The 21154-nt window shown below is 56.2% G+C and carries 20 protein-coding genes and 1 other RNA gene; 13 read left to right on the forward strand and 8 right to left on the reverse strand.

Annotated features, from left to right (window positions below; genetic code table 11):
* Window positions 1-520: 520 nt before the first annotated feature.
* Window positions 521-882: a transfer-messenger RNA gene (gene ssrA, locus RQ738_RS09635) on the reverse strand.
* Between the two features lie 78 nt (window positions 883-960).
* Window positions 961-1434 carry an SsrA-binding protein SmpB gene (gene smpB, locus RQ738_RS09640; RefSeq protein WP_314164889.1) on the reverse strand — a complete coding sequence of 158 codons (474 nt, stop codon included), beginning with the start codon at window positions 1432-1434 and terminating at the stop codon, window positions 961-963.
* Between the two features lie 87 nt (window positions 1435-1521).
* On the opposite strand from smpB, the gene RQ738_RS09645 reads away from it, so the two are divergent.
* From RQ738_RS09645 to RQ738_RS09655, 3 genes are read left to right on the forward strand one after another with little or no spacing between them, the layout of a single operon-like run.
* Window positions 1522-2931: a sodium-dependent transporter gene (locus RQ738_RS09645; protein ID WP_314164891.1), complete on the forward strand. Its 1410-nt coding sequence runs from the start codon at window positions 1522-1524 to the stop codon at window positions 2929-2931.
* A gap of 6 nt (window positions 2932-2937) precedes the next feature.
* Entirely contained in the window at window positions 2938-3375 is a 438-nt protein-coding gene (locus RQ738_RS09650) for a type II toxin-antitoxin system RatA family toxin (protein ID WP_314164893.1), read from the forward strand.
* Window positions 3362-3712, forward strand: coding sequence for an RnfH family protein (locus RQ738_RS09655; RefSeq protein WP_314164895.1), 351 nt, complete (start codon window positions 3362-3364; stop codon window positions 3710-3712). Before RQ738_RS09650 ends, RQ738_RS09655 begins: the two co-directional genes overlap by 14 nt.
* Window positions 3713-3724: 12 nt before the next feature.
* On the opposite strand, the gene RQ738_RS09660 is transcribed toward RQ738_RS09655, so the two are convergent.
* Window positions 3725-4207, reverse strand: a complete 483-nt coding sequence (locus RQ738_RS09660; RefSeq protein WP_314164896.1) for an outer membrane protein assembly factor BamE — start codon at window positions 4205-4207, stop codon at window positions 3725-3727.
* 86 nt (window positions 4208-4293) lie between these two features.
* Between RQ738_RS09660 and fur the strand changes: the two genes are divergently transcribed.
* Window positions 4294-4701 carry a ferric iron uptake transcriptional regulator gene (gene fur / locus RQ738_RS09665; RefSeq protein ID WP_314164898.1) on the forward strand — a complete coding sequence of 136 codons (408 nt, stop codon included), beginning with the start codon at window positions 4294-4296 and terminating at the stop codon, window positions 4699-4701.
* A 65-nt stretch (window positions 4702-4766) separates the two neighbouring features.
* Here fur and recN read toward each other — a convergent pair whose 3' ends face one another.
* Window positions 4767-6437, reverse strand: coding sequence for a DNA repair protein RecN (gene recN / locus RQ738_RS09670; protein ID WP_314164899.1), 1671 nt, complete (start codon window positions 6435-6437; stop codon window positions 4767-4769).
* A 27-nt stretch (window positions 6438-6464) separates the two neighbouring features.
* Window positions 6465-7349, reverse strand: coding sequence for an NAD(+) kinase (locus RQ738_RS09675; protein WP_314164903.1), 885 nt, complete (start codon window positions 7347-7349; stop codon window positions 6465-6467).
* 171 nt (window positions 7350-7520) lie between these two features.
* Between RQ738_RS09675 and hrcA the strand changes: the two genes are divergently transcribed.
* From hrcA to RQ738_RS09720, 9 genes are all read left to right on the forward strand, one after another.
* Window positions 7521-8567, forward strand: coding sequence for a heat-inducible transcriptional repressor HrcA (gene hrcA, locus RQ738_RS09680; protein WP_314164906.1), 1047 nt, complete (start codon window positions 7521-7523; stop codon window positions 8565-8567).
* A gap of 94 nt (window positions 8568-8661) precedes the next feature.
* Window positions 8662-9228 carry a nucleotide exchange factor GrpE gene (gene grpE, locus RQ738_RS09685; RefSeq protein ID WP_314164908.1) on the forward strand — a complete coding sequence of 189 codons (567 nt, stop codon included), beginning with the start codon at window positions 8662-8664 and terminating at the stop codon, window positions 9226-9228.
* Window positions 9229-9351: 123 nt separating this feature from the next.
* Window positions 9352-11277, forward strand: a complete 1926-nt coding sequence (gene dnaK, locus RQ738_RS09690) for a molecular chaperone DnaK (RefSeq protein ID WP_314164911.1) — start codon at window positions 9352-9354, stop codon at window positions 11275-11277.
* A 259-nt stretch (window positions 11278-11536) separates the two neighbouring features.
* Window positions 11537-12667, forward strand: coding sequence for a molecular chaperone DnaJ (gene dnaJ, locus RQ738_RS09695; protein ID WP_314164914.1), 1131 nt, complete (start codon window positions 11537-11539; stop codon window positions 12665-12667).
* 73 nt (window positions 12668-12740) lie between these two features.
* Window positions 12741-13544 carry a 4-hydroxy-tetrahydrodipicolinate reductase gene (gene dapB / locus RQ738_RS09700; protein WP_314164915.1) on the forward strand — a complete coding sequence of 268 codons (804 nt, stop codon included), beginning with the start codon at window positions 12741-12743 and terminating at the stop codon, window positions 13542-13544.
* Between the two features lie 155 nt (window positions 13545-13699).
* The gene (gene carA, locus RQ738_RS09705) at window positions 13700-14830 is read left to right on the forward strand and encodes a glutamine-hydrolyzing carbamoyl-phosphate synthase small subunit (protein WP_314164917.1); all 1131 of its coding nucleotides are present in this window, start codon (window positions 13700-13702) and stop codon (window positions 14828-14830) included.
* Window positions 14831-15114: 284 nt separating this feature from the next.
* Window positions 15115-18336: a carbamoyl-phosphate synthase large subunit gene (carB, locus tag RQ738_RS09710; protein ID WP_314164918.1), complete on the forward strand. Its 3222-nt coding sequence runs from the start codon at window positions 15115-15117 to the stop codon at window positions 18334-18336.
* A complete protein-coding gene (greA, locus tag RQ738_RS09715; protein ID WP_314164920.1) occupies window positions 18333-18812 on the forward strand; it encodes a transcription elongation factor GreA in 480 nt (159 codons plus the stop codon). The genes carB and greA overlap by 4 nt, the downstream gene beginning before the upstream one ends.
* Before the next feature lie 172 nt (window positions 18813-18984).
* Window positions 18985-19422, forward strand: coding sequence for a DUF4149 domain-containing protein (locus tag RQ738_RS09720; protein ID WP_314164921.1), 438 nt, complete (start codon window positions 18985-18987; stop codon window positions 19420-19422).
* A 125-nt stretch (window positions 19423-19547) separates the two neighbouring features.
* On the opposite strand, the gene RQ738_RS09725 is transcribed toward RQ738_RS09720, so the two are convergent.
* Genes RQ738_RS09725 through exbB form a run of 3 tightly spaced genes read right to left on the reverse strand, consistent with a single transcriptional unit; the run spans window position 19548 to window position 21078 of the window.
* Window positions 19548-20276 (reverse strand): energy transducer TonB, encoded by a 729-nt coding sequence (locus tag RQ738_RS09725; protein ID WP_314164922.1) that lies wholly within the window; start codon window positions 20274-20276, stop codon window positions 19548-19550.
* Complete coding sequence (gene exbD, locus RQ738_RS09730) at window positions 20273-20653, reverse strand: TonB system transport protein ExbD (RefSeq protein ID WP_314164923.1); 381 nt, start codon at window positions 20651-20653, stop codon at window positions 20273-20275. The genes RQ738_RS09725 and exbD overlap by 4 nt, the downstream gene beginning before the upstream one ends.
* On the reverse strand, window positions 20650-21078 hold the full coding sequence (exbB, locus tag RQ738_RS09735) for a TonB-system energizer ExbB (RefSeq protein ID WP_314164924.1): 429 nt from the start codon (window positions 21076-21078) through the stop codon (window positions 20650-20652). Before exbB ends, exbD begins: the two co-directional genes overlap by 4 nt.
* Window positions 21079-21154: the final 76 nt, after the last annotated feature.

Below are 21154 nucleotides of genomic sequence, written 5' to 3' on the forward strand. Positions count from 1 at the left end.
CATGCCATCTCCATGCCGACTGCCATTTCGCCCGTTTCCAGATCACGTCGAAACTCATCCCGGAAATACGCTCGGTTTCCGGTTTTGACAGTGTTTATACATATCGACACCTCATCAATGGTTCATTTGCATTCATCTCTTCAGAACTCACCTGACAGATTAATTCTGCCTTTTCCCTATCGCTCACGACCAGTGCTCTTAAAAAGGGCCGCATAGGGTAGTTTGATTCCAGTATCTGATTACCGAAACCGAGAGGCCTCCTCTCATCTTTGATACAGCAAGAAAGACTTTCGTCTTTCGTCATGACACACGAGCGTAGCGTAGGTATACTCAATGAACCTCGAAGAGGTTCTGAGTGCCTGGCGGGAATCTGACGCAAAGAACCCCTTCGGGTTTCATTTTGCGTACCCTACCCATCGTACCGAAGGGTCAGGGCAACCCGGAACGCGGGTCCTCATCCTCACCGTCTCCACAAAGCAAAACGGGGCACACCTTCCAGGTGTGCCCCGTTTCGCTTTGTTGGTGGAGGCGGCGGGAATCGAACCCGCGTCCGTCAATCCTCTGCCTTTGGCTCTACATGCTTATCCACATCTATTAAGTTTAACTACCAGCAACCCGATGGGCAGGGCGCACTAATAGCGATTCCGTTAGGTTTTAACGCATCCACTCCGGACAGGTTTCAGCGCGATCTTATGTGAGTCGACCCCGGTTTACTGAGCGCATAAGCACACATCAGGCCGAGGGCATTCGCAGGAGTTTAAGCTGCTAGTGCGTAGTTGTCGTCGTTGGCAACTATAGGTTTTGCAGCTGGTTTTACGAGGAAATCTGCACCTCGGCATGCACCTCGGGTTTCGCAATCGGCGTCGAAGCCAGGTCGCCCCCAAAAGTGTTACGTACTAGATGGTGTGATTATAGGCGGCTTTCAAGGGCGGGGCGAGGAGATTTTCGGCCAATATTGCCTCAGTGCTTCATCAGGCGCGATTTTTCCCGCTGCCAGTCGCGGCCTTTCTCGGTGGCGCGCTTGTCGTGGAGCTGCTTGCCCTTGGCGAGGGCGATTTCCAGCTTGGCGCGGCCGCGCACCCAGTACATGGCCGTGGGCACAATCGAGTAGCCCTTGCGATCGACGGCGCCTATGAGTTTGTTCAGCTCATCGCGGTGCAGGAGCAGCTTGCGTAGCCGGGTCGCGTCCGGGTGAATATGCGTGGAGGCGGTCGGCAACGGTGAGATATGCGAGCCGATCAGGTAGGCCTCACCATTCTGGATGATGATATAGCTGTCTTTGAGCTGCACATGGCCCGCGCGCAGGGACTTGACCTCCCAGCCCTCGAGCTCCAGGCCCGCTTCAAAGCGGTCTTCGAGCGTGTAGTCGTGGCGGGACTTCTTGTTCAGCGCGATGGTGTTGCTGACGGATTTTTTCTTTTTTGGCTTACCCATGCGCGCATTATATCAGGCTGGCTTGAGCCAGCGGGGGAATTCGCACACAATGTGCCTCATATAAATAAGAATAACCCCGAGGATCCCATGACTTCATCACGCAGCTCTATTCATGGCGAATGGTCATCGCGACTGGCCTTCGTGCTGGCAGCCACCGGCTCAGCGGTCGGCCTGGGTAATATCTGGAAGTTTCCGTATATCACCGGTGAAAATGGCGGCGGCGCCTTTGTGCTGGTGTATCTGCTCTGTATCGCCTGTATTGGCATCCCTATCATGATGGCCGAGGTCATGCTCGGGCGGCGGGGCCGCCAGAGCCCCATTAATACCATGCGGACGCTGGCCAGTGAAATGGGGCAGTCCAGGTACTGGTGTTACCTGGGCTGGCTCGGGATGCTGGCCGGTTTCCTGATCCTTTCCTATTACAGCGTTATCGCCGGCTGGGCCCTGGCCTATGTGTTCCGCACCGGCAGCGGTGTATTCGTCAATGTCACGGCCGATGGTGCCGCCAGTATCTTTGGCCGATTTATTGCCGACCCGGAAAAACTGCTGGCCTGGCATACCCTGTTTATAGTCATGACCATGTTTGTCGTCTCACGCGGTGTCACTCAAGGGCTGGAAAAGGCCGTGCGCTTGCTTATGCCGGCACTGTTTGTGTTGCTCATCATCCTCGTCGGCTATGCCATGAACTTGGGGGAGTTCAGCCAGGGCATTCATTTCCTGTTTGATTTTGATTTTTCCAGACTCACTGCGGACAGCGTCTTGACGGCGATGGGGCATGCCTTCTTTACCCTGAGCCTGGGTATGGGTGCCATCATGATTTATGGCTCTTATTTGCCGAAAGATGCCTCGATCGCCAAGACCTCGATTACGGTTGCCTTGATGGATACGGTGGTCGCCTTGCTGGCCGGTATGGCCATCTTCCCGCTGGTGTTTGCAAATGCCCTGGAACCGGGCGCCGGCCCCGGGCTGATCTTCCAGACCTTGCCGATCGTCTTCGGGCATATGCCGGCGGGCACCTTTTTTGGCACCCTGTTTTTTATTCTGCTGGTGTTTGCGGCCTGGACCTCGGCCATTTCATTGATTGAGCCGACGGTGGCGTGGCTGGTGGAAAACCGCGGGCATAGCCGCATTTATGCGGCGACGGTCGCCGGTATTATTACCTGGCTGATGGGGTTATTGACGGTGTTCTCCTTTAATATCGGCGAGGACATCAAACCGCTGGCATTTATTGCGAAATTTGCTGACAGTACCATGTTCGACTTGCTCGATTATCTGACCTCGAACATCATGTTGCCGCTCGGTGGCCTGTTGATGGCCATTTTTGTCGGCTGGTTGATGAAGAAAGAGACCTCGATGGCCGAGCTGGATATCCATGACCACCTGCACGTCGGCTATCGTGTCTGGCTATTCCTGGTTAAATTTATCGCACCGTTGGCCGTGATTATTGTATTCCTCGAGGTAACCGGTATCATCGACGCTCTTGCTAGCCTGTTTTAGTCAACTATGCCCGTTATCAGTAAAAGCGCACTGGTCCCTTATTCCGCCGCCGAAATGTTTGCCCTGGTGAACGATATTCCGGCGTACCCGGATTTCCTGCCCTGGTGCGGGGACAGTGAGATCCTGGCGAGCAACGAGGATGAAATCCGCGCCAAGGTGCAGTTATCCCGCAGCGGTATCAAAAAATCCTTTACGACCTTGAACCGGCTGCAAAAAGACAAGATGATCGAAATGCGCCTTGTCGAAGGCCCGTTTCAGCACCTCGAGGGCTTCTGGCGTTTTGAGCCCCTTAATGACACGGCCTGCAAGGTGATGTTTGATATCGAGTTCGAATTCTCCAGCAAGATCCTGGCGCTGACGGTAGGGCCGGTCTTTAGTCAGATCACGAGCACCCTGGTTGATGCCTTCACAAAACGCGCAGTCGAGATTTATGGAAAACGTTAGCGCGCCCGCAACCGTAAATATTGAAGTCGCCTATGCCTTGCCGCATAAGCAACATCTGATCCCCCTGCAAGTCTGCCTGGGGACGACGATCGCGCAGGCTATCCAGGACTCGGGTATTCTTGAGCTGTTTCCTGACATTGATCTCACGAAAAACAAGGTGGGCATCTTTGGGAAACTGAAGACGCTGGAGACAGAGGTGCATGACGGCGATCGGGTTGAGATCTACCGGCCCCTGATAGCAGACCCGAAAGAGGTGCGTAAACGACGGGCCGCTGAGGGCAAACGTATGCGCAAGGGTGGTGGTGAGGTTAAAGAGGTCAAGGCCACAGATGCGTAGCCGGCAAACGGCTTACTCTTCTTTATCTTTCAGGTATAACACTTCCAGGGTCTTGTCGAAGAAACCTTCATTGCGATCCTGAACCGGCACTTCCACGACCTGGGTCTTTTTCGCGATCTCATCTTCAGTCACCGGCTCCGGGCGAATATCGCCTTCGATGCGAACCAGCTGCTCGTTTTCAAAATGCAACGAGACACGCCTGGTGTCGGTGGGGGCGTGGCCGCTCTTGTGCAAACGATACAGATAATCCCAGCGCGCGGCGTGGAAGGTGTCACTGATCATCGGTGAGCCCATGATGAAGCTCACCTGGCGCTTGCTCATGCCGGGTTCGAGCCGGTTGACCATCCGCTGATTCACAATGTTGCCTTGCTGAATCTCCACCTTATACACGAGGTCGGGGAGCGCGTCAGGCATCGAGACCTCCGGCATGGAAAGATTGGAACAGCCGCTGAGCAGCGCCGAGCTGGCAATAATCGAAATGAGAAGCTTTTGCATTTGAGTCTGGATTACATTATGGTCTGAATTGAACAGATTCTACCGCAAAACCAGCGGCTACGCAGTACTCAAACGGATACTTTATTGTGGAAAGTGCAGATATTAAAAAAGCCGGCCTGAAGGTGACCTTGCCCCGGGTCAAGATCCTCGAAATCATGGAAAATAGCAGCTTGCGTCACCTCAGCGCCGAGGACGTCTACAAGCAGCTGCTCGAAAGCGGCGAAGAGGTTGGCCTGGCCACGGTCTACCGGGTGCTGACCCAGTTCGAGGGCGCGGGCCTCGTTACCCGCCACCATTTCGAGGGCGGGCACTCAGTATTCGAACTGGAGCAGGGCAAGCACCATGACCACATCGTCTGTGTAAAGTGCGGCAAGATCGAAGAATTCGTCGACGAGGTCATCGAACAGCGCCAGCGCGATATCGCCGAACGGGCCGGCTTCGAGATCACCGACCACTGCCTGTATATCTACGGAATCTGTGACAGCTGCAAGTAAGCAGATTGATGATTTATGATGGATGATCGATGAATGACCGTTTTTCGATCATCGATCATCCATCATCAATTCGCTTTGCTGAGCATTTCCTTCGCATGCGCTAAAGTTTGTTCCGTAATTTCCACCCCACCCAGCATACGTGCGATCTCCTGGCCGCGTGCCGTTTCATCCAGTGCCTGGATATGGGTGCCGGTCTGAGCCTTGCCGCGGGTCTTGCTGACCTGTAGATGGTGATGGGCCTGCGATGCGACCTGGGGCAGGTGGGTGACGCACAGGACCTGGCGGTTATCGGCCAGGCTGCGCAGGCGGTTGCCGACGATTTCGGCAACGCCGCCGCCGATGCCGACATCAACCTCATCAAAGATAAGCGTGGGAATGCGCACGTTGTTGGCGAGCACGACCTGGATAGCGAGGCTGATGCGTGACAGTTCTCCACCCGAGGCCACCTTGTTCAGGGGCCTCAGTGCCTGCCCCGGGTTGGCGCTGACCATGAATTCGACCTTCTCCATGCCCTCGGCTGAAGGCACGGCCTGATCGCGGGCATGCAGGACGATATCGAAGTGGCCACCGGGCATGCCGAGTTCCTGCATATGCCCGGTCACCTGTTTGGCCAGTGTGCGGGCGTGCTTGCGACGGCTCTTGCCGAGTTTGTCAGCCAGTTGGCTGTAGGCAGTAAAGTGTTTGCCGATCTCGGTCTGCAAACCTTCAAGGCGAGTCTCGGCATGCTGCAGGCTATCGAGTTCATTGCTCAGTTCATCGAGCTGGTGCAGCAGTTCCCCGGGTTTAACGTGATGCTTGCGGGCCAGGTCGAGAAAAGACCCCAGGCGCGAGTCGATCTCGCTTAGCCGTGCCGGGTCAGCATCGAGACTGTCCAGGTAATGACGCAGTTCCTTGCTGGCGTCTTCTACATTGGTGAGCGCGCTGTTCAGGCTATCTGCTATGTCACCCAGTCGGCCATCCATCTCGCGCAGGCCATCGAGTTCACTGACGGCGCGTGACAGCAGGGCGGTGGCCGATATTTGCTCATTGTCATCGAGGGCCTCAATGTGCCGGTGCGCGGTATCTTGCAGACGGCTGACGTTGGCCAGGCGGACATGCTCCTGTTCCAGTTCGGCGTGTTCATCCTCTTGCGGGGCCAGGGTTTCGAGTTCCTGCACCTGGTAGCGTAAAAAGTCGAGGCGCGTATCGCGATCACTGGCGGCCTGACGCAGGCGTTCGTATTCGTCATTGGCTTCATTCCAGGTTTTGTAGGCACAGGCCAGTTGCTTGAGCAGGCTGCCGTGTTGCGCATAATCATCGAGTAGTTCACGTTGCGCATGCACGCGCATCAGCGACTGGTGTTCGTGCTGGCCGTGAATGTCGACGAGCATTTCACCCAGCGCACGCAAGGACTGGATGGGGACCGGCGTGCCATTGATAAAGCCCCTGGAGCGGCCTTCGGCGGCGATAGTGCGGCGAATCAGACACTGGCTGTCATCGTCCAGTTCATTTTCCTCCAGCCAGGCCTGTGCCTCGGGCAGGTCGGCCAGTTCAAAGTTGGCAATGATCTCGGCACGCTTGCAACCCTGGCGGACCACATCGGCATCAGCGCGGTCGCCAAGCGCGAGCCCAAGCGCATCGATGAGGATGGACTTACCGGCACCGGTTTCACCGGTGAGCACGCTCATGCCCGTATGCAGGTCGAGATCAAGTTCATCAATGATGGCAAAATCGCGAATATGAATATGATTTAACATCGGTGGCTCTACTTAAAAAACGGCCCGCTACAGGCGGTGAGCCCAGTGCAGCTTGGCCCGGAGAATCTCGTAATAGTTATAATCGGCCGGGTGAATCAGGTGCACGGGGGTTTTCTTTTTCGTGATGCGTACGCAGTCACCAATGCCGAGCTCAACGTTGAGCTGGCCATCACAGGTCACGAGGGCGTCGCCGTGATTGTTGTCGCTAATCCGGATCTCGATATCACTGTTAGCGTCGATCACGATGGGGCGCTGGCTCATGGTGTGCGGACAAATGGGCACCAGCACCATGGCATCAAGTTCCGGGTGCAGGATAGGTCCACCACCGGACAGGGCGTAGGCGGTCGAACCGGTCGGTGTCGAGACGATCAGGCCATCGGCGCGCTGCGTGTTCACATACTGGCCGTTGATATAGAGGTCGAGCTCGATCATGCGGGCGACATGGCCCTTGTGCACGACAATGTCATTGAAGGCATCACTGTGGGAAATTTCGCCCTCGCCTGATTCGTATTCAAAGCTCCCGTGCAGCAGAGAACGTTCTTCTTCAACGTATTCGCCGTCGAGGATGGCGCCGAGCCGGCCGCGTATCTTCTTGGAGTGGATGTCGGTCAAAAAGCCGAGCCGACCAAGATTGATGCCGAGCAGGGGCACATGGTAGTCATTGAGGGTGCGGGCGGCATTCAGGAAGGTGCCATCGCCACCGACGATAATGACCAGATCGGCGAAGTCGCCAAGCGCTTCACGGTCACCCACCGGGATATCCAGGTGCGGCAGGAGCATGGCAGTGACTTCGTCGAGCAATACCGTGCAGCCACGCTCGATGAGGAAATTATGCAGGTTCTGGATGGTATTGCTGACGCTGTCGTCGCGGAACTTGCCAATAATGCCGATTTTTCTGAATTTGCCCGACACGCGGGACTCCTTTAGGTATGCCTGCTTGGTCTTTGTTCTTATTATATAGAGAACTTGCCACGAACCTTAACCGAATTTTCGGTTATGGGCCATAGCCGCTGGCCGGATTGATTTGCTTCTGGCACTCTCCTATGATGAGTGCCAGTAATTTTATTGGATGTGACCGGAATTATGGCGAACGTTGGGCCACTGAATGAACGTGCACAACACCTGTTGCGGGTGTTGATCGATCGTTATATTGAGGACGGTAAGCCGATTGGCTCCCGGACCCTGTCGCGTGAGGCGCGCCTCGATCTGAGTCCGGCGACGATACGTAATGTCATGGCCGACCTGGAAGACCTCGGCCTTATCGCCGCCCCGCATACCTCGGCCGGCCGCGTGCCCACGGTGAAGGGCTACCGCTTCTTTGTGGATACCTTGCTCTCCCTGAAGCCGCTGGACAGCCACGAGGTGGATTCGCTGCAGCAACGCCTGAGCGTCGGTAATAACGAGCAGGGCTTGATTGCGTCGGTTTCCGATATGCTTTCCGGCATCACCCACCTGGCCGGGGTCGTGACCATGCCGCGCCGCGAGGCCAATGCCTGGCAACACGTTGAATTTCTGCCGCTCTCCGACAACCGGGTGCTGACCGTGCTCGTGCTGAATGACCAACAGGTGCAGAACAAGATTTTCACTACCGACAAGGCCTATAGCCCGGCCGAGTTGCAACAGGCCGCTAATTACCTTAACCAGACTTTCAGCGGCAAGAGCTTCCAGCAGGTGCGGGATCAGTTACTCAGGGAAATGCAGGATGCCAAGATCCGCATGGATCAGATGATGCTGGCGGCGATGGAGATGGCCGGCAAGGTCTGTGACGAAGACAAGCCCTACGAGGAAGATTATGTGCTGGCCGGCCAGACGAACCTGATTGGCATGGCCGCGCTCTCTGACATGGACAGGCTACGCGAATTGTTCGAGGCCTTTAATGCCAAGCGCGATATCCTGCACATCCTCGATCAGAGCCAGCGGGCCGAGGGGGTGCAGATTTTCATCGGCGAGGAGTCCGGCTACCGGCCACTGGATGAGTGCAGCGTCATTACCTCCCCCTACCAGGTCGATGGCCAGGTTGCCGGCGTCCTCGGGGTGATTGGCCCCACCCGCATGGCCTATGAGCGCGTCATCCCGATTGTCGATATAACGGCAAAATTACTCGGCGCGGCCTTGAATCCCCGTAGCTGAGCCCTTATATCCCCTCCAGCAGTATGCCATCAGCGGAAAAGCCAGCCGCCGGGCCCATTTTTGACGAATTTTGCAGTTTTGGAGCGAGAAACGAATGAGCGATAACGAAAACGCCACCCACGAAGTCGAGCAGGAAGAACCCCTTACCGCCGAGGTCAGCGCTGATGAGACGCCCGAGCAGGATGAAGGCGAGCATGTCCAGCTGCTGGAAGACGCACGGGCCAAGGTTGATGAACACTGGAACCTTTATCTGCGTACCCAGGCCGAACTCGAAAACCTGCGCCGCCGTGCCGAGCGCGACGTGCAAAACGCGCACAAATTCGGCCTCGAGAAGTTTATCAACGAACTCCTGCCGGTCATCGACAGCATGGAAATGGGCATGGCCGCGGCCAATGCCGAAGACGAGACCGTCAAGCCGCTGCTCGAGGGCATGGAGCTGACGCTGAAGATGTTTCAGTCGGTACTGGAGAAGATGGGCGTCAGCGTCGTCAACCCGGAGAACGAGGTCTTCAACCCGGACTTTCACCAGGCCATGAGCATGCAGGAAACCGCCGATGTTGAACCGAACACCGTGCTGGCTGTGATGCAGAAGGGCTATGTCCTGAACGAGCGCCTGGTTCGCCCGGCAATGGTCGTGGTTTCGAAGGCGCCGACCGAATAGCCGCCGGGCAAAGAATTTTACTGGGGAAAGCTTGAAGTTATCGGCATTAACCCCATATCGATAGACATATACACACTTATACAAACTTTTACAGTTTAGAGAATATTTACGGAGATACTGAACATGGGCAAGATTATCGGGATTGACCTGGGCACCACCAACTCTTGTGTGGCCGTGATGGAAGGGAAGAAAGCGCGCGTTATCGAAAACGCCGAAGGTGATCGTACTACGCCATCAGTCGTGGCCTTCGCCGAAGATAAGGAAGTTCTGGTTGGCCAGTCGGCCAAGCGCCAGGCGGTCACCAACCCGGAAAACACACTGTTTGCCGTTAAGCGCCTTATCGGCCGCAAGTTCGAAGACGCCGAGGTGCAGAAAGACATCTCGATGGTGCCATACAAGATCATCAAGGCCGACAACGGCGATGCCTGGGTAGAGGCCCGTGGCAACAAGATGGCGCCGCCGGAAGTGTCTGCCCGCGTCCTCATGAAGATGAAGAAGACCGCCGAAGACTTCCTCGGTGAGCCCGTAACCGAAGCCGTGATCACGGTGCCGGCCTATTTCAACGATTCTCAGCGCCAGGCTACCAAGGACGCCGGTAAGATCGCCGGCCTGGACGTGAAGCGCATTATCAACGAACCCACCGCCGCGGCCCTTGCCTATGGCATGGACAAGAAGCGCGGCGATGCCAAGGTTGCCGTATATGACCTCGGTGGCGGTACTTTCGATATCTCTATTATCGAACTGGCTGATATCGACGGTGAGCAGCAGATCGAAGTACTGTCGACCAACGGTGACACCTTCCTCGGTGGCGAAGACTTTGACCTGCGCCTGATTGATTACCTTGCTGACGAGTTCAAGAAAGACAATGGCGTGGATCTGCACAATGACCCGCTGGCCCTGCAGCGCCTGAAGGAAGCGGCGGAAAAGGCCAAGATCGAGCTGTCTTCTTCCAGCCAGACGGATGTGAACCTGCCGTACATCACCGCCGATGCCACGGGGCCCAAGCACCTGAACATCAAGGTGACCCGTGCCAAGCTGGAATCACTGGTAGATGACCTCATTCAGCGTTCTATCGAACCCTGCAAGATGGCCCTGAAGGATGCGGGGCTGTCGGCAGCGGAAATAGATGATGTCATTCTCGTTGGTGGCCAGACCCGTATGCCGAAGGTCCAGGAAGCCGTGCAGGCATTCTTCGACAAGGAACCACGTCATGACGTGAACCCGGACGAAGCCGTGGCCTTGGGTGCATCTATCCAGGGCGGCGTGCTGGGTGGCCAGGTTACCGATGTGCTCCTGCTGGATGTCACGCCGTTGTCACTGGGTATCGAAACCATGGGCGGCGTAATGACCAAGCTTATCGAGAAGAACACGACTATCCCGACCAAGGCCGGGCAGACCTTCTCGACCGCCGATGACAACCAGACTGCCGTTACTGTGCATGTACTACAGGGTGAACGTGAACAGGCTGCGGCGAACAAGTCGCTGGGTCGTTTTGACCTGGCGGATATTCCACCGGCCCCGCGCGGCACCCCGCAGATCGAAGTCAACTTTGACATCGATGCTAACGGTATCCTCAACGTGTCCGCCAAGGACAAGGCCACTGGCAAGGAACAGTCGATTATCATCAAGGCCTCCAGTGGGCTCTCCGATGAAGAAATCGACCGCATGGTGACGGACGCCGAGGCACATGCCGACGAAGACAAGAAGTTCCATGAAATGGTTACCGCTCGTAATACGGCTGACCAGATGATCCACGCGGTCAGGAAATCGATGGAAGAACTTGGCGAGGACAAGCTGGAAGAAGGCGAGAAAGACACTGTCGAAGCCGCTATCAAGGATCTCGAAGAAGCCATGAAGGGCGATGACAAGGATGATATCGAGGCCAAGACCAAGGTACTGACCGAGGCCTCTGGCAAGATGACGGAACGCATGTACGCCGAGCAGCAGGGCGCAGGTGATGCCGGCAGTGCCGATGCCCAGTCTGACAGTAGCAACGATGACGTGGTCGACGCTGAATTCGAAGAAGTCGACGACGACAAGAAAAAATAAGGCTCCCCGCAGGTGAGGGGGCCATGCCAAGCTCCAGGAACCGGTCATTTCACGATGACCCGGCACCTGGGGCTTTCGCATGTATATTAATGATTCCAGAAAGACCTGATTAAAGCGATCAGATGGATGAGGGCAAGACGCATCGTGATGAAAAAGCGGAGTTTACAGACACTCACTGCGCATTTTGAATCGTTGCGAACAACGCCGGCGCCATCTCAGCGTGTTAATCAGGGTTTTCTTACTTTACGGCTGATTGTATATGTCTAAACGTGATTACTACGAAGTCCTCGGTGTGGCCAAGAATGCCAGCGAAGCGGAGCTGAAAAAGGCTTACCGTCGGCTGGCGATGAAACATCACCCGGATCGTAACCCCGATAACAAGGAGTCTGAAAATAAATTCAAGGAAGCCAAAGAGGCCTATGAGACCCTGACGGATCCGCAAAAACGCGCCGCCTATGACCAGTTTGGTCATGCCGGCGTTGACTCCTCCATGGGCGGTGGCGCTGGCTACGCCGGTGGCGGGGCCAGCTTTAGTGATATCTTCAGTGACATCTTCGGCGGTGGTTTTGGCGGCGCTGGTGGTGGCGGGCCGCAGCGTTACCGTGGTGCCGACTTGCGTTACAACCTCAACCTGAGCCTGGAAGATGCCGTAAATGGCACGACGGTCAAGATTCGTGTGCCGACCATGGTCAAGTGTGAGCCGTGTAAGGGTACGGGTGCGAAGCCGGGCACAAGCCCGGAAACCTGCACGACCTGTGCCGGCCATGGGCAGGTCCGCATGCAGCAAGGCTTCTTCTCCGTGCAGCAGACCTGTCCGGACTGCCACGGGACTGGCCAACGGATCAAGGACCCGTGCACGAGCTGTCATGGCCAGGGCCGTGTACAGGAAAACAAGACCCTGTCGGTCAAGGTCCCGGCCGGTGTCGATAACGGCGATCGCATCCGCCTGTCGGGTGAGGGCGAGGCTGGCGAACATGGCGGCCCACCGGGTGATTTGTACGTGCAGATGTCAATCAAGCCGCACGAGATATTTGAGCGTCAGGACAATAATCTAATCTGTGAAGTCCCGATCGATATGGTCACGGCTACCCTCGGTGGCGAAATTGATGTGCCGACCCTGACCGGACGCGTGAAGCTGAAGATCCCGGCCGGTTCCCAGGGCGGCAAGGTATTTCGTCTGCGTGGCAAAGGCGTGAAACCGGTACGTGGTGGACCTGTCGGCGACCTGCTTTGTGCTATCGCCGTAGAAATTCCCGTGAAGCTGACCAGTAAGCAGGAAGACCTGCTGCGCCAGTTCGGTGACTCGTTGAAAGGCAATGGCAAGCACAGCCCGAAAACCGCTTCCTGGCTGGGTGGCGTGAAGAAATTCTTCGACGATATGAAGTTTTAAAAAAAAAATTGATGATTGATGATTTAGGATTGATGATCGGTTACATTCCTCAATCATCATTTCGGGGAATAACATGACACGTATCGCAATTACCGGGGCCGCCGGCCGTATGGGCCGGGCGTTGATCGAAGCCGGGCAGATGGCCGATGGCGTCGAAGTGACGGCGGCTATCGAGCGTAGCGGCAGTTCTGTGATCGGTGCCGATGCCGGTGAACTCGCCGGTATTGGTGCATCGGGTGTGCGCGTGGGGGACGATCTTGCCGCCGTCACGAACGATTTCGATGTCTTTATCGATTTTACCCGTCCCGATGTCACTCTCGAGAATATCAAGGTCTGTCGCGCCGCGGGTAAGCGCATGGTGATAGGCACCACCGGTTTTGATGAGGCCGGCAAGGCCGCCATCGCCGCCGCCGCCACGGACATTGCTATCGTTTTCGCCCCGAACATGAGCGTCGGCGTGAATCTGTGTTTCAAATTACTTGATCTGGCCGCACGGGTAATGGGGGACGAGGTCGATATTGAGGTCATCGAGGCCCACCATCGCCACAAGATCGATGCCCCGTCCGGTACTGCGCTACGTATGGGTGAAGTGGTGGCCGCGGCCCTGGGCCGGGACCTGAACAAATGTGCCGTATACGGCCGCGAGGGCCAGACGGGCGAACGTGACCGTCAGACTATCGGTTTTGAGACCATTCGTGCCGGCGATATCGTCGGTGATCATACGGTCATGTTTGCCGATATCGGCGAGCGCATCGAGATCACCCACAAGGCCTCCAGCCGCATGACCTTTGCCAATGGTGCCGTGCGTGCCTCGAAATGGCTAATGGACAGGGACAGTGGGCTGTTTGATATGCAAGATGTGCTCGGTTTGCGATGAAAAACTGCCTCCTGCATCTTTCGCAAAAGCGGTGGTTGCGGTAGAATACGAACCCGGTCGGACTGTCCGTCTGACCTTGTTTGACCAATCTTTTTTTCAGGCGGGAGGCTTCTTACAGAGTCCTCCCGCTTCGTATATCTGAGGACGGAGGTTCTGTGCGCCAGCCCGCTTTATTGGCACTTGAAGACGGCAGCCTGTTTTATGGCGAGTCGATTGGTATTGAAGGGCAGACCACGGGCGAGGTAGTGTTTAATACCTCGATGACCGGTTATCAGGAAATCCTGACCGATCCTTCGTATACCCGCCAAATTGTCACCCTGACAGCTTCCCATATCGGTAATACCGGCACGAACAGCGAAGACATGGAGTCCGCTTCCGTCCAGGCTGCCGGCCTGGTGATTCGTGACCTGCCGCTGCTGCATAGCAGCTGGCGCGCGGAGCAAGCCCTGGATGACTATCTTGTGGCGAACCAGGTCGTGGCGATTGCAGGCATAGATACCCGTCGCCTGACCCGCATCCTGCGCGAGAAGGGCGCGCAGGGTGGCTGCATCGTTGCCGGTAACAATATAGACGAACAGGCCGCCATCGAGGCCGCCAGGGCCTTCCCCGGTCTAAAGGGCATGGATCTGGCCAAAGTGGTTTCCACGCAGCAGACCTATACCTGGCAGCAAAATGTGTGGTCACTTGAAGACGGTCATCTCGATGTCGATGCCGCCGCCCAGCCGTACCATGTCGTCGCCTTCGACTACGGCGTCAAGCACAACATCTTGCGCATGCTCGCGCAGCGCGGCTGCCGCCTGACCGTGGTGCCGGCACAGACCCCGGCCGCCGAGGTACTGGCCCTGCAGCCGGACGGCATTTTTCTTGCCAATGGCCCGGGCGACCCGGAGCCGTGCGATTACGCGATTACCGCTATCAGTGAATTACTTGAAACCAGTATCCCGGTATTTGGTATTTGCCTTGGCCACCAGTTACTGGCGCTGGCCTCGGGCGCGAAGACCGTGAAGATGAAGTTCGGTCACCACGGTGCCAACCACCCGGTGCAGGATATCGACACCGGCGTGGTCATGATCACGAGCCAGAACCATGGTTTTGCCGTTGCCGAAGACACCTTGCCGGCTAACCTGCGCGCCACGCACCGTTCGTTGTTCGATGGTTCGCTGCAGGGTATTCATCGCACCGACAAGCCGGCCTTCAGTTTTCAGGGTCACCCCGAGGCCAGCCCGGGACCGCATGATGTCGCGCCACTGTTTGATTACTTTATAGATTTGATGAAAGCCGGATAAATTATCGGCACAGGATTAACAGGATTTAAATAAAACACCGTCACTCCGGCGCGACCAGAACGAAGTTCAGGCCTGCATCCAGAGATTAAAAACATGAACACTGGCATCATAGAACCTCTGCGAGGTTCATTATGAATACCCCACCCTTTGGGTCTGGGCATTCGCCAGTGTGACGAAAATTAAATAGACAGGCTTAACGAGATAAACATAAATGCGGCAGACATCAGTCATCATGTTAATCCTGTAAATCCTGTCTAATTTGTTTTTTGATTTAAAGAGCACATATGCCAAAGCGTACAGACATAAAAAGCATTCTTATCATTGGTGCCGGGCCGATCGTTATCGGTCAGGCCTGTGAGTTTGATTATTCGGGGGCCCAGGCCTGCAAGGCCCTGCGCGAGGAAGGCTATCGTGTCATCCTGGTAAACTCGAACCCGGCCACCATCATGACTGACCCGGAAACCGCCGATGCGATTTATATCGAGCCGATCCTCTGGCAGTCGGTGGAACGGATTATCGAAAAGGAACGTCCGGATGTATTGCTGCCGACCATGGGCGGCCAGACCGCGCTGAACTGTGCGCTCGACCTGGTGCGCGAAGGTGTGCTGGAAAAATACGGCGTGGAAATGGTGGGCGCTTCGCGCGAGGCCATTGACAAGGCCGAAGACCGCGATCAGTTCCGGCATGCCATGCGCAAGATCGGCCTCGACATGCCAAACTCGGCCATTGCCCACAGCCTCGAAGAGGCACTGCAGGTGCAGGCCACGATAGGTTTCCCGACCATCATTCGGCCGTCCTTCACCATGGGCGGCAGCGGCGGGGGTATCGCCTATAACAAGGAAGAGTTTCTCGAGATATGTGAACGCGGCCTCGACCTGTCACCGACCAATGAACTGCTGATCGAAGAATCCATCCTCGGCTGGAAAGAATACGAGATGGAAGTGGTGCGTGACCACAAGGACAACTGCATCATCATCTGCTCGATTGAAAACCTTGACCCGATGGGCGTGCACACGGGTGATTCGATCACGATCGCGCCGGCCTTGACCCTGACAGACAAGGAATACCAGATCATGCGAGATGCCTCGCTGGCCGTGCTGCGCGAGATCGGTGTGGATACCGGTGGTTCCAACGTCCAGTTTGCGATCAATCCGGAAAACGGCCGCATGATCATCATCGAGATGAACCCGCGCGTCTCGCGTTCCTCGGCGCTGGCCTCGAAGGCCACCGGTTTTCCAATCGCCAAGGTCGCGGCCAAGCTGGCTGTCGGTTACACACTTGATGAACTGCAGAACGAGATCACCGGTGGTGCCACGCCGGCCTCGTTCGAGCCGAGTATCGATTACATCGTTACCAAGATCCCGCGTTTCACCTTCGAGAAATTCCCGGAGGCTGATGACCGCCTGACCACGCAGATGAAATCGGTTGGTGAAGTCATGGCGATTGGCCGCACCTTCCAGGAATCCCTGCAAAAAGCCCTGCGCGGGCTGGAAATCGGTACCGATGGTCTGAACGAGATGGTCGACCTCGACGACGAGGATGCCATCAAGCGCATCAAGGCCGAGATGGGCACACCACGCGCAGATCGCCTCTGGTATGTAGGCGATGCCTTCCGTGCAGGCATGACAATCGAGGAAGTGCATGCTGTCTGCAAGATCGACCCATGGTTCCTCGCCCAGATTGAAGACATCATCAAGACCGAACAGTCGCTGAGAGGCGGTGATCACAAGGCACTCGATCACGGTGCCATGTATGCACTCAAGCGCAAGGGTTTTGCCGACAGCCGCCTGGCCACGTTGATGGCGACCTCGGAAGATGAATTGCGTGCGCACCGGCACGGCCTGAATGTGCGCCCGGTCTACAAGCGCGTCGATACCTGTGCCGCTGAATTTGCCACCAGCACAGCCTACCTGTATTCCACCTATGAAGAAGAGTGCGAGGCCGAGCCGACAGGCAATGAAAAAATCATGGTGCTGGGCGGTGGCCCGAACCGCATCGGTCAGGGTATCGAGTTTGATTACTGCTGTGTGCATGCCGCCTTTGCCATGCGCGATTCCGGTTATGAAACCATCATGGTCAATTGTAACCCGGAAACCGTTTCCACCGACTACGATACCTCGGACCGCCTGTACTTTGAACCACTAACGCTTGAAGACGTGCTCGAGATCATCCACAAGGAAAACCCGAAGGGTGTGATCGTGCAGTACGGTGGTCAGACGCCACTGAAACTGGCACGGCCTCTCGAGGCGGCCGGTGCACCGATTATCGGTACCACTCCGGATGCGATCGACCGCGCCGAAGACCGCGAGCGTTTCCAGCAGATGATCGACAAGCTCGGCCTGCGTCAGCCACCGAACCGGACTGCCCGCGAACCGGAACAGGCCGTGAAACTGGCCGAAGAGATCGGTTACCCGCTGGTGGTGCGTCCATCCTATGTACTGGGTGGCCGGGCGATGGAAATCGTTTACGATGAGGAAGAACTGCGTCGTTACATGACCGAGGCCATGCAGGTCTCTAATGAATCCCCGGTTTTGCTGGACCGCTTCCTTGATGATGCGGTTGAACTGGATGTTGACGCCATATGTGACGGCAAGGATGTCGTGATCGGTGGCATCATGCAGCACATCGAACAGGCCGGCGTACACTCGGGTGACTCGGCCTGTTCGTTACCGCCCTATAACCTGCCTGAAAGCATCACTGAACAGGTGCGCCAGCAGATCCGTGAGATGGCACTGGAACTCGGCGTGGTCGGCCTGATGAATACCCAGTTTGCTATCCAGGGTGACGATGTTTATATCCTTGAGGTGAACCCGCGGGCCTCGCGTACCGTGCCGTTTGTCTCCAAGGCCACCGGTCGTTCGCTCGCCAAGATTGCCGCGCGCTGCATGGTCGGTCAGAGCCTGGCCGAGCAGGGCGTGGTGGGTGAAATCGTGCCGCCATATTATTCCGTCAAGGAAGCCGTTTTCCCCTTCGTGAAATTCCCGGGGGTGGACCCGATCCTCGGCCCGGAGATGAAGTCTACCGGTGAAGTAATGGGTGTTGGCCGTACCTTCGGTGAGGCATTTGCCAAGGCCTCGCTCGGTGCGGGTGTCATTCTGCCGGGTAAAGGTATGGCCTTTATCAGTGTGCGTGATGCCGACAAGCAAGCCGTTGTTGAAGTCGCACGGGAACTTGCCGAACTCGGCTTTACATTGACCGGAACAGGTCGTACCGTTGAAGTTATTCAAGCCGCTGGTCTCGACTGCGAGCGGGTTAACAAGGTCAGCCAGGGGCGTCCGCATATCGTCGATATGATCAAGAATGATCAGATCGCCATTATTGTGAACACCACCGAAGGTCGCCAGGCGATTGCCGACTCGTTTACGATTCGGCGCGAGGCCCTGATGCATAAGGTGACTTATGCGACGACCATCGCCGGTGCGCATGCACTCTGTCAGGGACTGAAATACGAGTGCAAGGGCGAAGTGAATCGCCTGCAAACATTACATGAGGAGCTGAAGGCATGAGTAACAAGGTTCCACTAACCATTGATGGGGCAGAAAAGCTGCGCAAGGAACTGCATCAGCTGAAGACCGTTGATCGTCCGCGCATTATCAAGGCCATTGCCGAGGCCCGTGAACACGGTGATCTGAAAGAGAATGCCGAATATCACGCCGCCCGTGAACAGCAGAGTTTTGCCGAAGGCCGCATTGCCGATATCGAGGCCAAGCTCTCGAATGCCGAGATCATCGACGTCACCAAGCTCAACGCCGGCGGCAAAATCATCTTCGGCACGACAGTTGTATTGAGCAATGTTGAAACGGGTGAAGAAGTCACCTATCGCATTGTTGGTGAAGACGAGGCCGACATCAAGCAAGGCCTGATCTCGGTAGGATCGCCGATTGCGCGCGCCCTGATCGGCAAGGAAATTGATGATGTCGCGGTGGTGCAAACACCCGGCGGCACGGTCGAGTACGAAATCCTCGACGTTAAATACATCTAAAAAGATATTGATGAACTCTTGGCTCAAAAAATCCTTCGGGTTTATTATGAGTACCCAAACCTTCGTACCGAAGGTTCTGGGCAATTGATGATTGATGAATGCCAAAAATCATCAATCATCAATCATCAATCATCAATCATCAATCATCAATCATAAAGGGCTCGCCACTGATATGAAATTCTTCTCCTATAGTGAACGAGCCCTTTTAACCATCTGGATCGGCGGCATGTGGGCAGTTGGCTACATCGTCGCACCGATACTCTTCAACACCCTTGATGACCGCCAGCTGGCCGGCATGCTCGCCGGGCAGACCTTCACAGCCATGAGCTACGTTGGCCTCGTCTGTGGCGGGCTGCTGTTAATCGGCGGCGCCTACAGCCGTGGCTGGAAACACTGGCGGCACGGCGTCTTGTTACTGATGCTGGTTATCGTCTGTATCGGGCAGTTTGTCCTGCAACCGATGATGGCCGAACTAAAGGCGCAGGGGCTGGTAGAAGGCTCCAAAGCCGCCGTGACCTTTGGCAAGCTGCATGGCGTGGCATCGATCCTGTTTCTGATTAACAGCCTGGCGGGGTTGTTACTGGTGGTATCTCCGCCGACTAGAGATTGATGAGCCATACTGGCTGAATGCTTGTCGTAAAATACATCAACCGTCAATTTTTCTGTTCCTGCCCCGCAGGATCCTGACTGCAAAAAACCGAGGTCAAGCGGGCCGGCATCGGTTGCTTCCTGTTCTTACTTCCGTAAGTTGAATGCAATGGGTACGGCCAGTTCCCAGCGACTTATCCCCAGTTCAGCGGGCAGGGGTATCATGGGGCTCACGCGGGTAACGGTCTTGATAGCGGCCTTGTCAAGGCTCGGGTGGCCGGAAGAACGGCTTACCCGGATGCTGGATATCTCGCCGGCTTGTCCGATGACAAAGGAAACGAGTACCTCGCCCTCTTCATGCCTGCGCCGCGCCTGGTAGGGATAATGCTTCTTTCTGTGTATGCGCGCGAGCAGCCTCTTGAGGTAGCGCCGTTTCAGGCTTGCCTGTTGCAAGCTCGATGCTGGCGCTTGTAAAGTTTCCTGCTTGATGGCGGGCGCCATGCCCGCAGTTCTGGCGGGCTCGGGCCCCGGCATGCTTTCGCCGTTGTTCGTAGTCACAGTCCGGGAGTGAACAACGGGTTCAGTGACCGGTGCAATCGGAGCCAGAGGTTTTGGTCTGTGTTTTGGTTCAGGCCGCGGGGGGGCGGCTTTTGTTATGGGCTTTTCAGGCTCAACCTTTGCGGGTGTTGTCGGCATGGGTTCCGGTACAGGCGCGGGACTGGCGGCTGTCTCGAACATGGCGAGCGTCAGGGACAGGGGGCCATCTTCATTATTCTGCTCTGAGGAATGATCAACCTGCGTAACAAAGGCAGTGGTCACGGCAAGGTGTAACAGGCCAGAGAGCAGAAAACCGGTGCTGCGACCGCCGGCGATCAACCGCCTGCCTTGTGGGTGATAATGGCAAGCTTGTCCATGCCTTTCGCCTTGAGCACATCGATCACAATAATAAAATCTTCAAATCTTGCGCGCTTGTCCACACGCAGCCTGACGGGTGTGTCTGCGGCCATGGCTTTAATGTGTTCCGCGAGTCTGGTGGGGCGGACGGGTGTACCGTCAACATAGATGCCGCCGGCTTTATCAATACTTATCTCGAGTGCCTTGGTCGTGGAGACGGCAGCAGCCGTGCCCGCCTCCGGCAGGCGCAGCGGGATCTTGCCCTGGGCGAGAAAGGTCGAGGTGGTCAGGACGATGGCCAGCAGGACCAGCATGATGTCGATGAAGGGGATCACATTCATCACCGCCAGCGGTTTCATGTGCGATTTTTTATGCTTTGCCAGTGCGCGGTCAGGACATCGGTGCGTCTGACCAGTGCGTTGTAAAACAACGTCGCCGGAATGGCCACGGCCAGGCCGGCCGCCGTGGCCTTGAGGGCCAGGGCGAGACCCAGCATGACCGTGGCAGCCGACAATTCGGCTGCTTGTGCAAGGTCGTGGAAGGTGACGAGGATGCCGAGGACCGTCCCGAGCAAACCGATATACGGCGCGTTGGCGGCAATCGAGGCGACGATGGTGAGGTGGCGGGTCAATGCAACGTAGAGCGTATGTTGATCATCAAACCGGTGCACCTCGACACGGGAAAAGAATACGTAGCGTTCAATCGTATAGGCCAGCATGAGAAAACTCATCAGGCCGAGCACGCCGAATACCGCGATATCCAGGTATTGTTTCAGTAATTCCATTCACTGCTGTCCCGTTAACATAAGCCTGACAAGCAGTAAGCTTCGAGAAAATAAGGTAACCAGGTTGATTGATGCG

The sequence above is a fragment of the Sulfuriflexus sp. genome, from assembly GCF_032250955.1.
Taxonomy (GTDB): Bacteria; Pseudomonadota; Gammaproteobacteria; order AKS1; family AKS1; genus Sulfuriflexus.

What these genes read in the sequence shown, in the direction of transcription:
- smpB (WP_314164889.1), bottom strand. Translation starts at nt 1,434, where the DNA reads ATGGGTAAGCCAAAAAAGAAAAAATCCGTCAGCAACACCATCGCGCTG.
- RQ738_RS09645 (WP_314164891.1), top strand. Translation starts at nt 1,522, where the DNA reads ATGACTTCATCACGCAGCTCTATTCATGGCGAATGGTCATCGCGACTG.
- RQ738_RS09650 (WP_314164893.1), top strand. Translation starts at nt 2,938, where the DNA reads ATGCCCGTTATCAGTAAAAGCGCACTGGTCCCTTATTCCGCCGCCGAA.
- RQ738_RS09655 (WP_314164895.1), top strand. Translation starts at nt 3,362, where the DNA reads ATGGAAAACGTTAGCGCGCCCGCAACCGTAAATATTGAAGTCGCCTAT.
- RQ738_RS09660 (WP_314164896.1), bottom strand. Translation starts at nt 4,207, where the DNA reads ATGCAAAAGCTTCTCATTTCGATTATTGCCAGCTCGGCGCTGCTCAGC.
- recN (WP_314164899.1), bottom strand. Translation starts at nt 6,437, where the DNA reads ATGTTAAATCATATTCATATTCGCGATTTTGCCATCATTGATGAACTT.
- hrcA (WP_314164906.1), top strand. Translation starts at nt 7,521, where the DNA reads ATGGCGAACGTTGGGCCACTGAATGAACGTGCACAACACCTGTTGCGG.
- grpE (WP_314164908.1), top strand. Translation starts at nt 8,662, where the DNA reads ATGAGCGATAACGAAAACGCCACCCACGAAGTCGAGCAGGAAGAACCC.
- dnaK (WP_314164911.1), top strand. Translation starts at nt 9,352, where the DNA reads ATGGGCAAGATTATCGGGATTGACCTGGGCACCACCAACTCTTGTGTG.
- dnaJ (WP_314164914.1), top strand. Translation starts at nt 11,537, where the DNA reads ATGTCTAAACGTGATTACTACGAAGTCCTCGGTGTGGCCAAGAATGCC.
- dapB (WP_314164915.1), top strand. Translation starts at nt 12,741, where the DNA reads ATGACACGTATCGCAATTACCGGGGCCGCCGGCCGTATGGGCCGGGCG.
- carB (WP_314164918.1), top strand. Translation starts at nt 15,115, where the DNA reads ATGCCAAAGCGTACAGACATAAAAAGCATTCTTATCATTGGTGCCGGG.
- greA (WP_314164920.1), top strand. Translation starts at nt 18,333, where the DNA reads ATGAGTAACAAGGTTCCACTAACCATTGATGGGGCAGAAAAGCTGCGC.
- RQ738_RS09720 (WP_314164921.1), top strand. Translation starts at nt 18,985, where the DNA reads ATGAAATTCTTCTCCTATAGTGAACGAGCCCTTTTAACCATCTGGATC.
- exbD (WP_314164923.1), bottom strand. Translation starts at nt 20,653, where the DNA reads ATGAAACCGCTGGCGGTGATGAATGTGATCCCCTTCATCGACATCATG.
- exbB (WP_314164924.1), bottom strand. Translation starts at nt 21,078, where the DNA reads ATGGAATTACTGAAACAATACCTGGATATCGCGGTATTCGGCGTGCTC.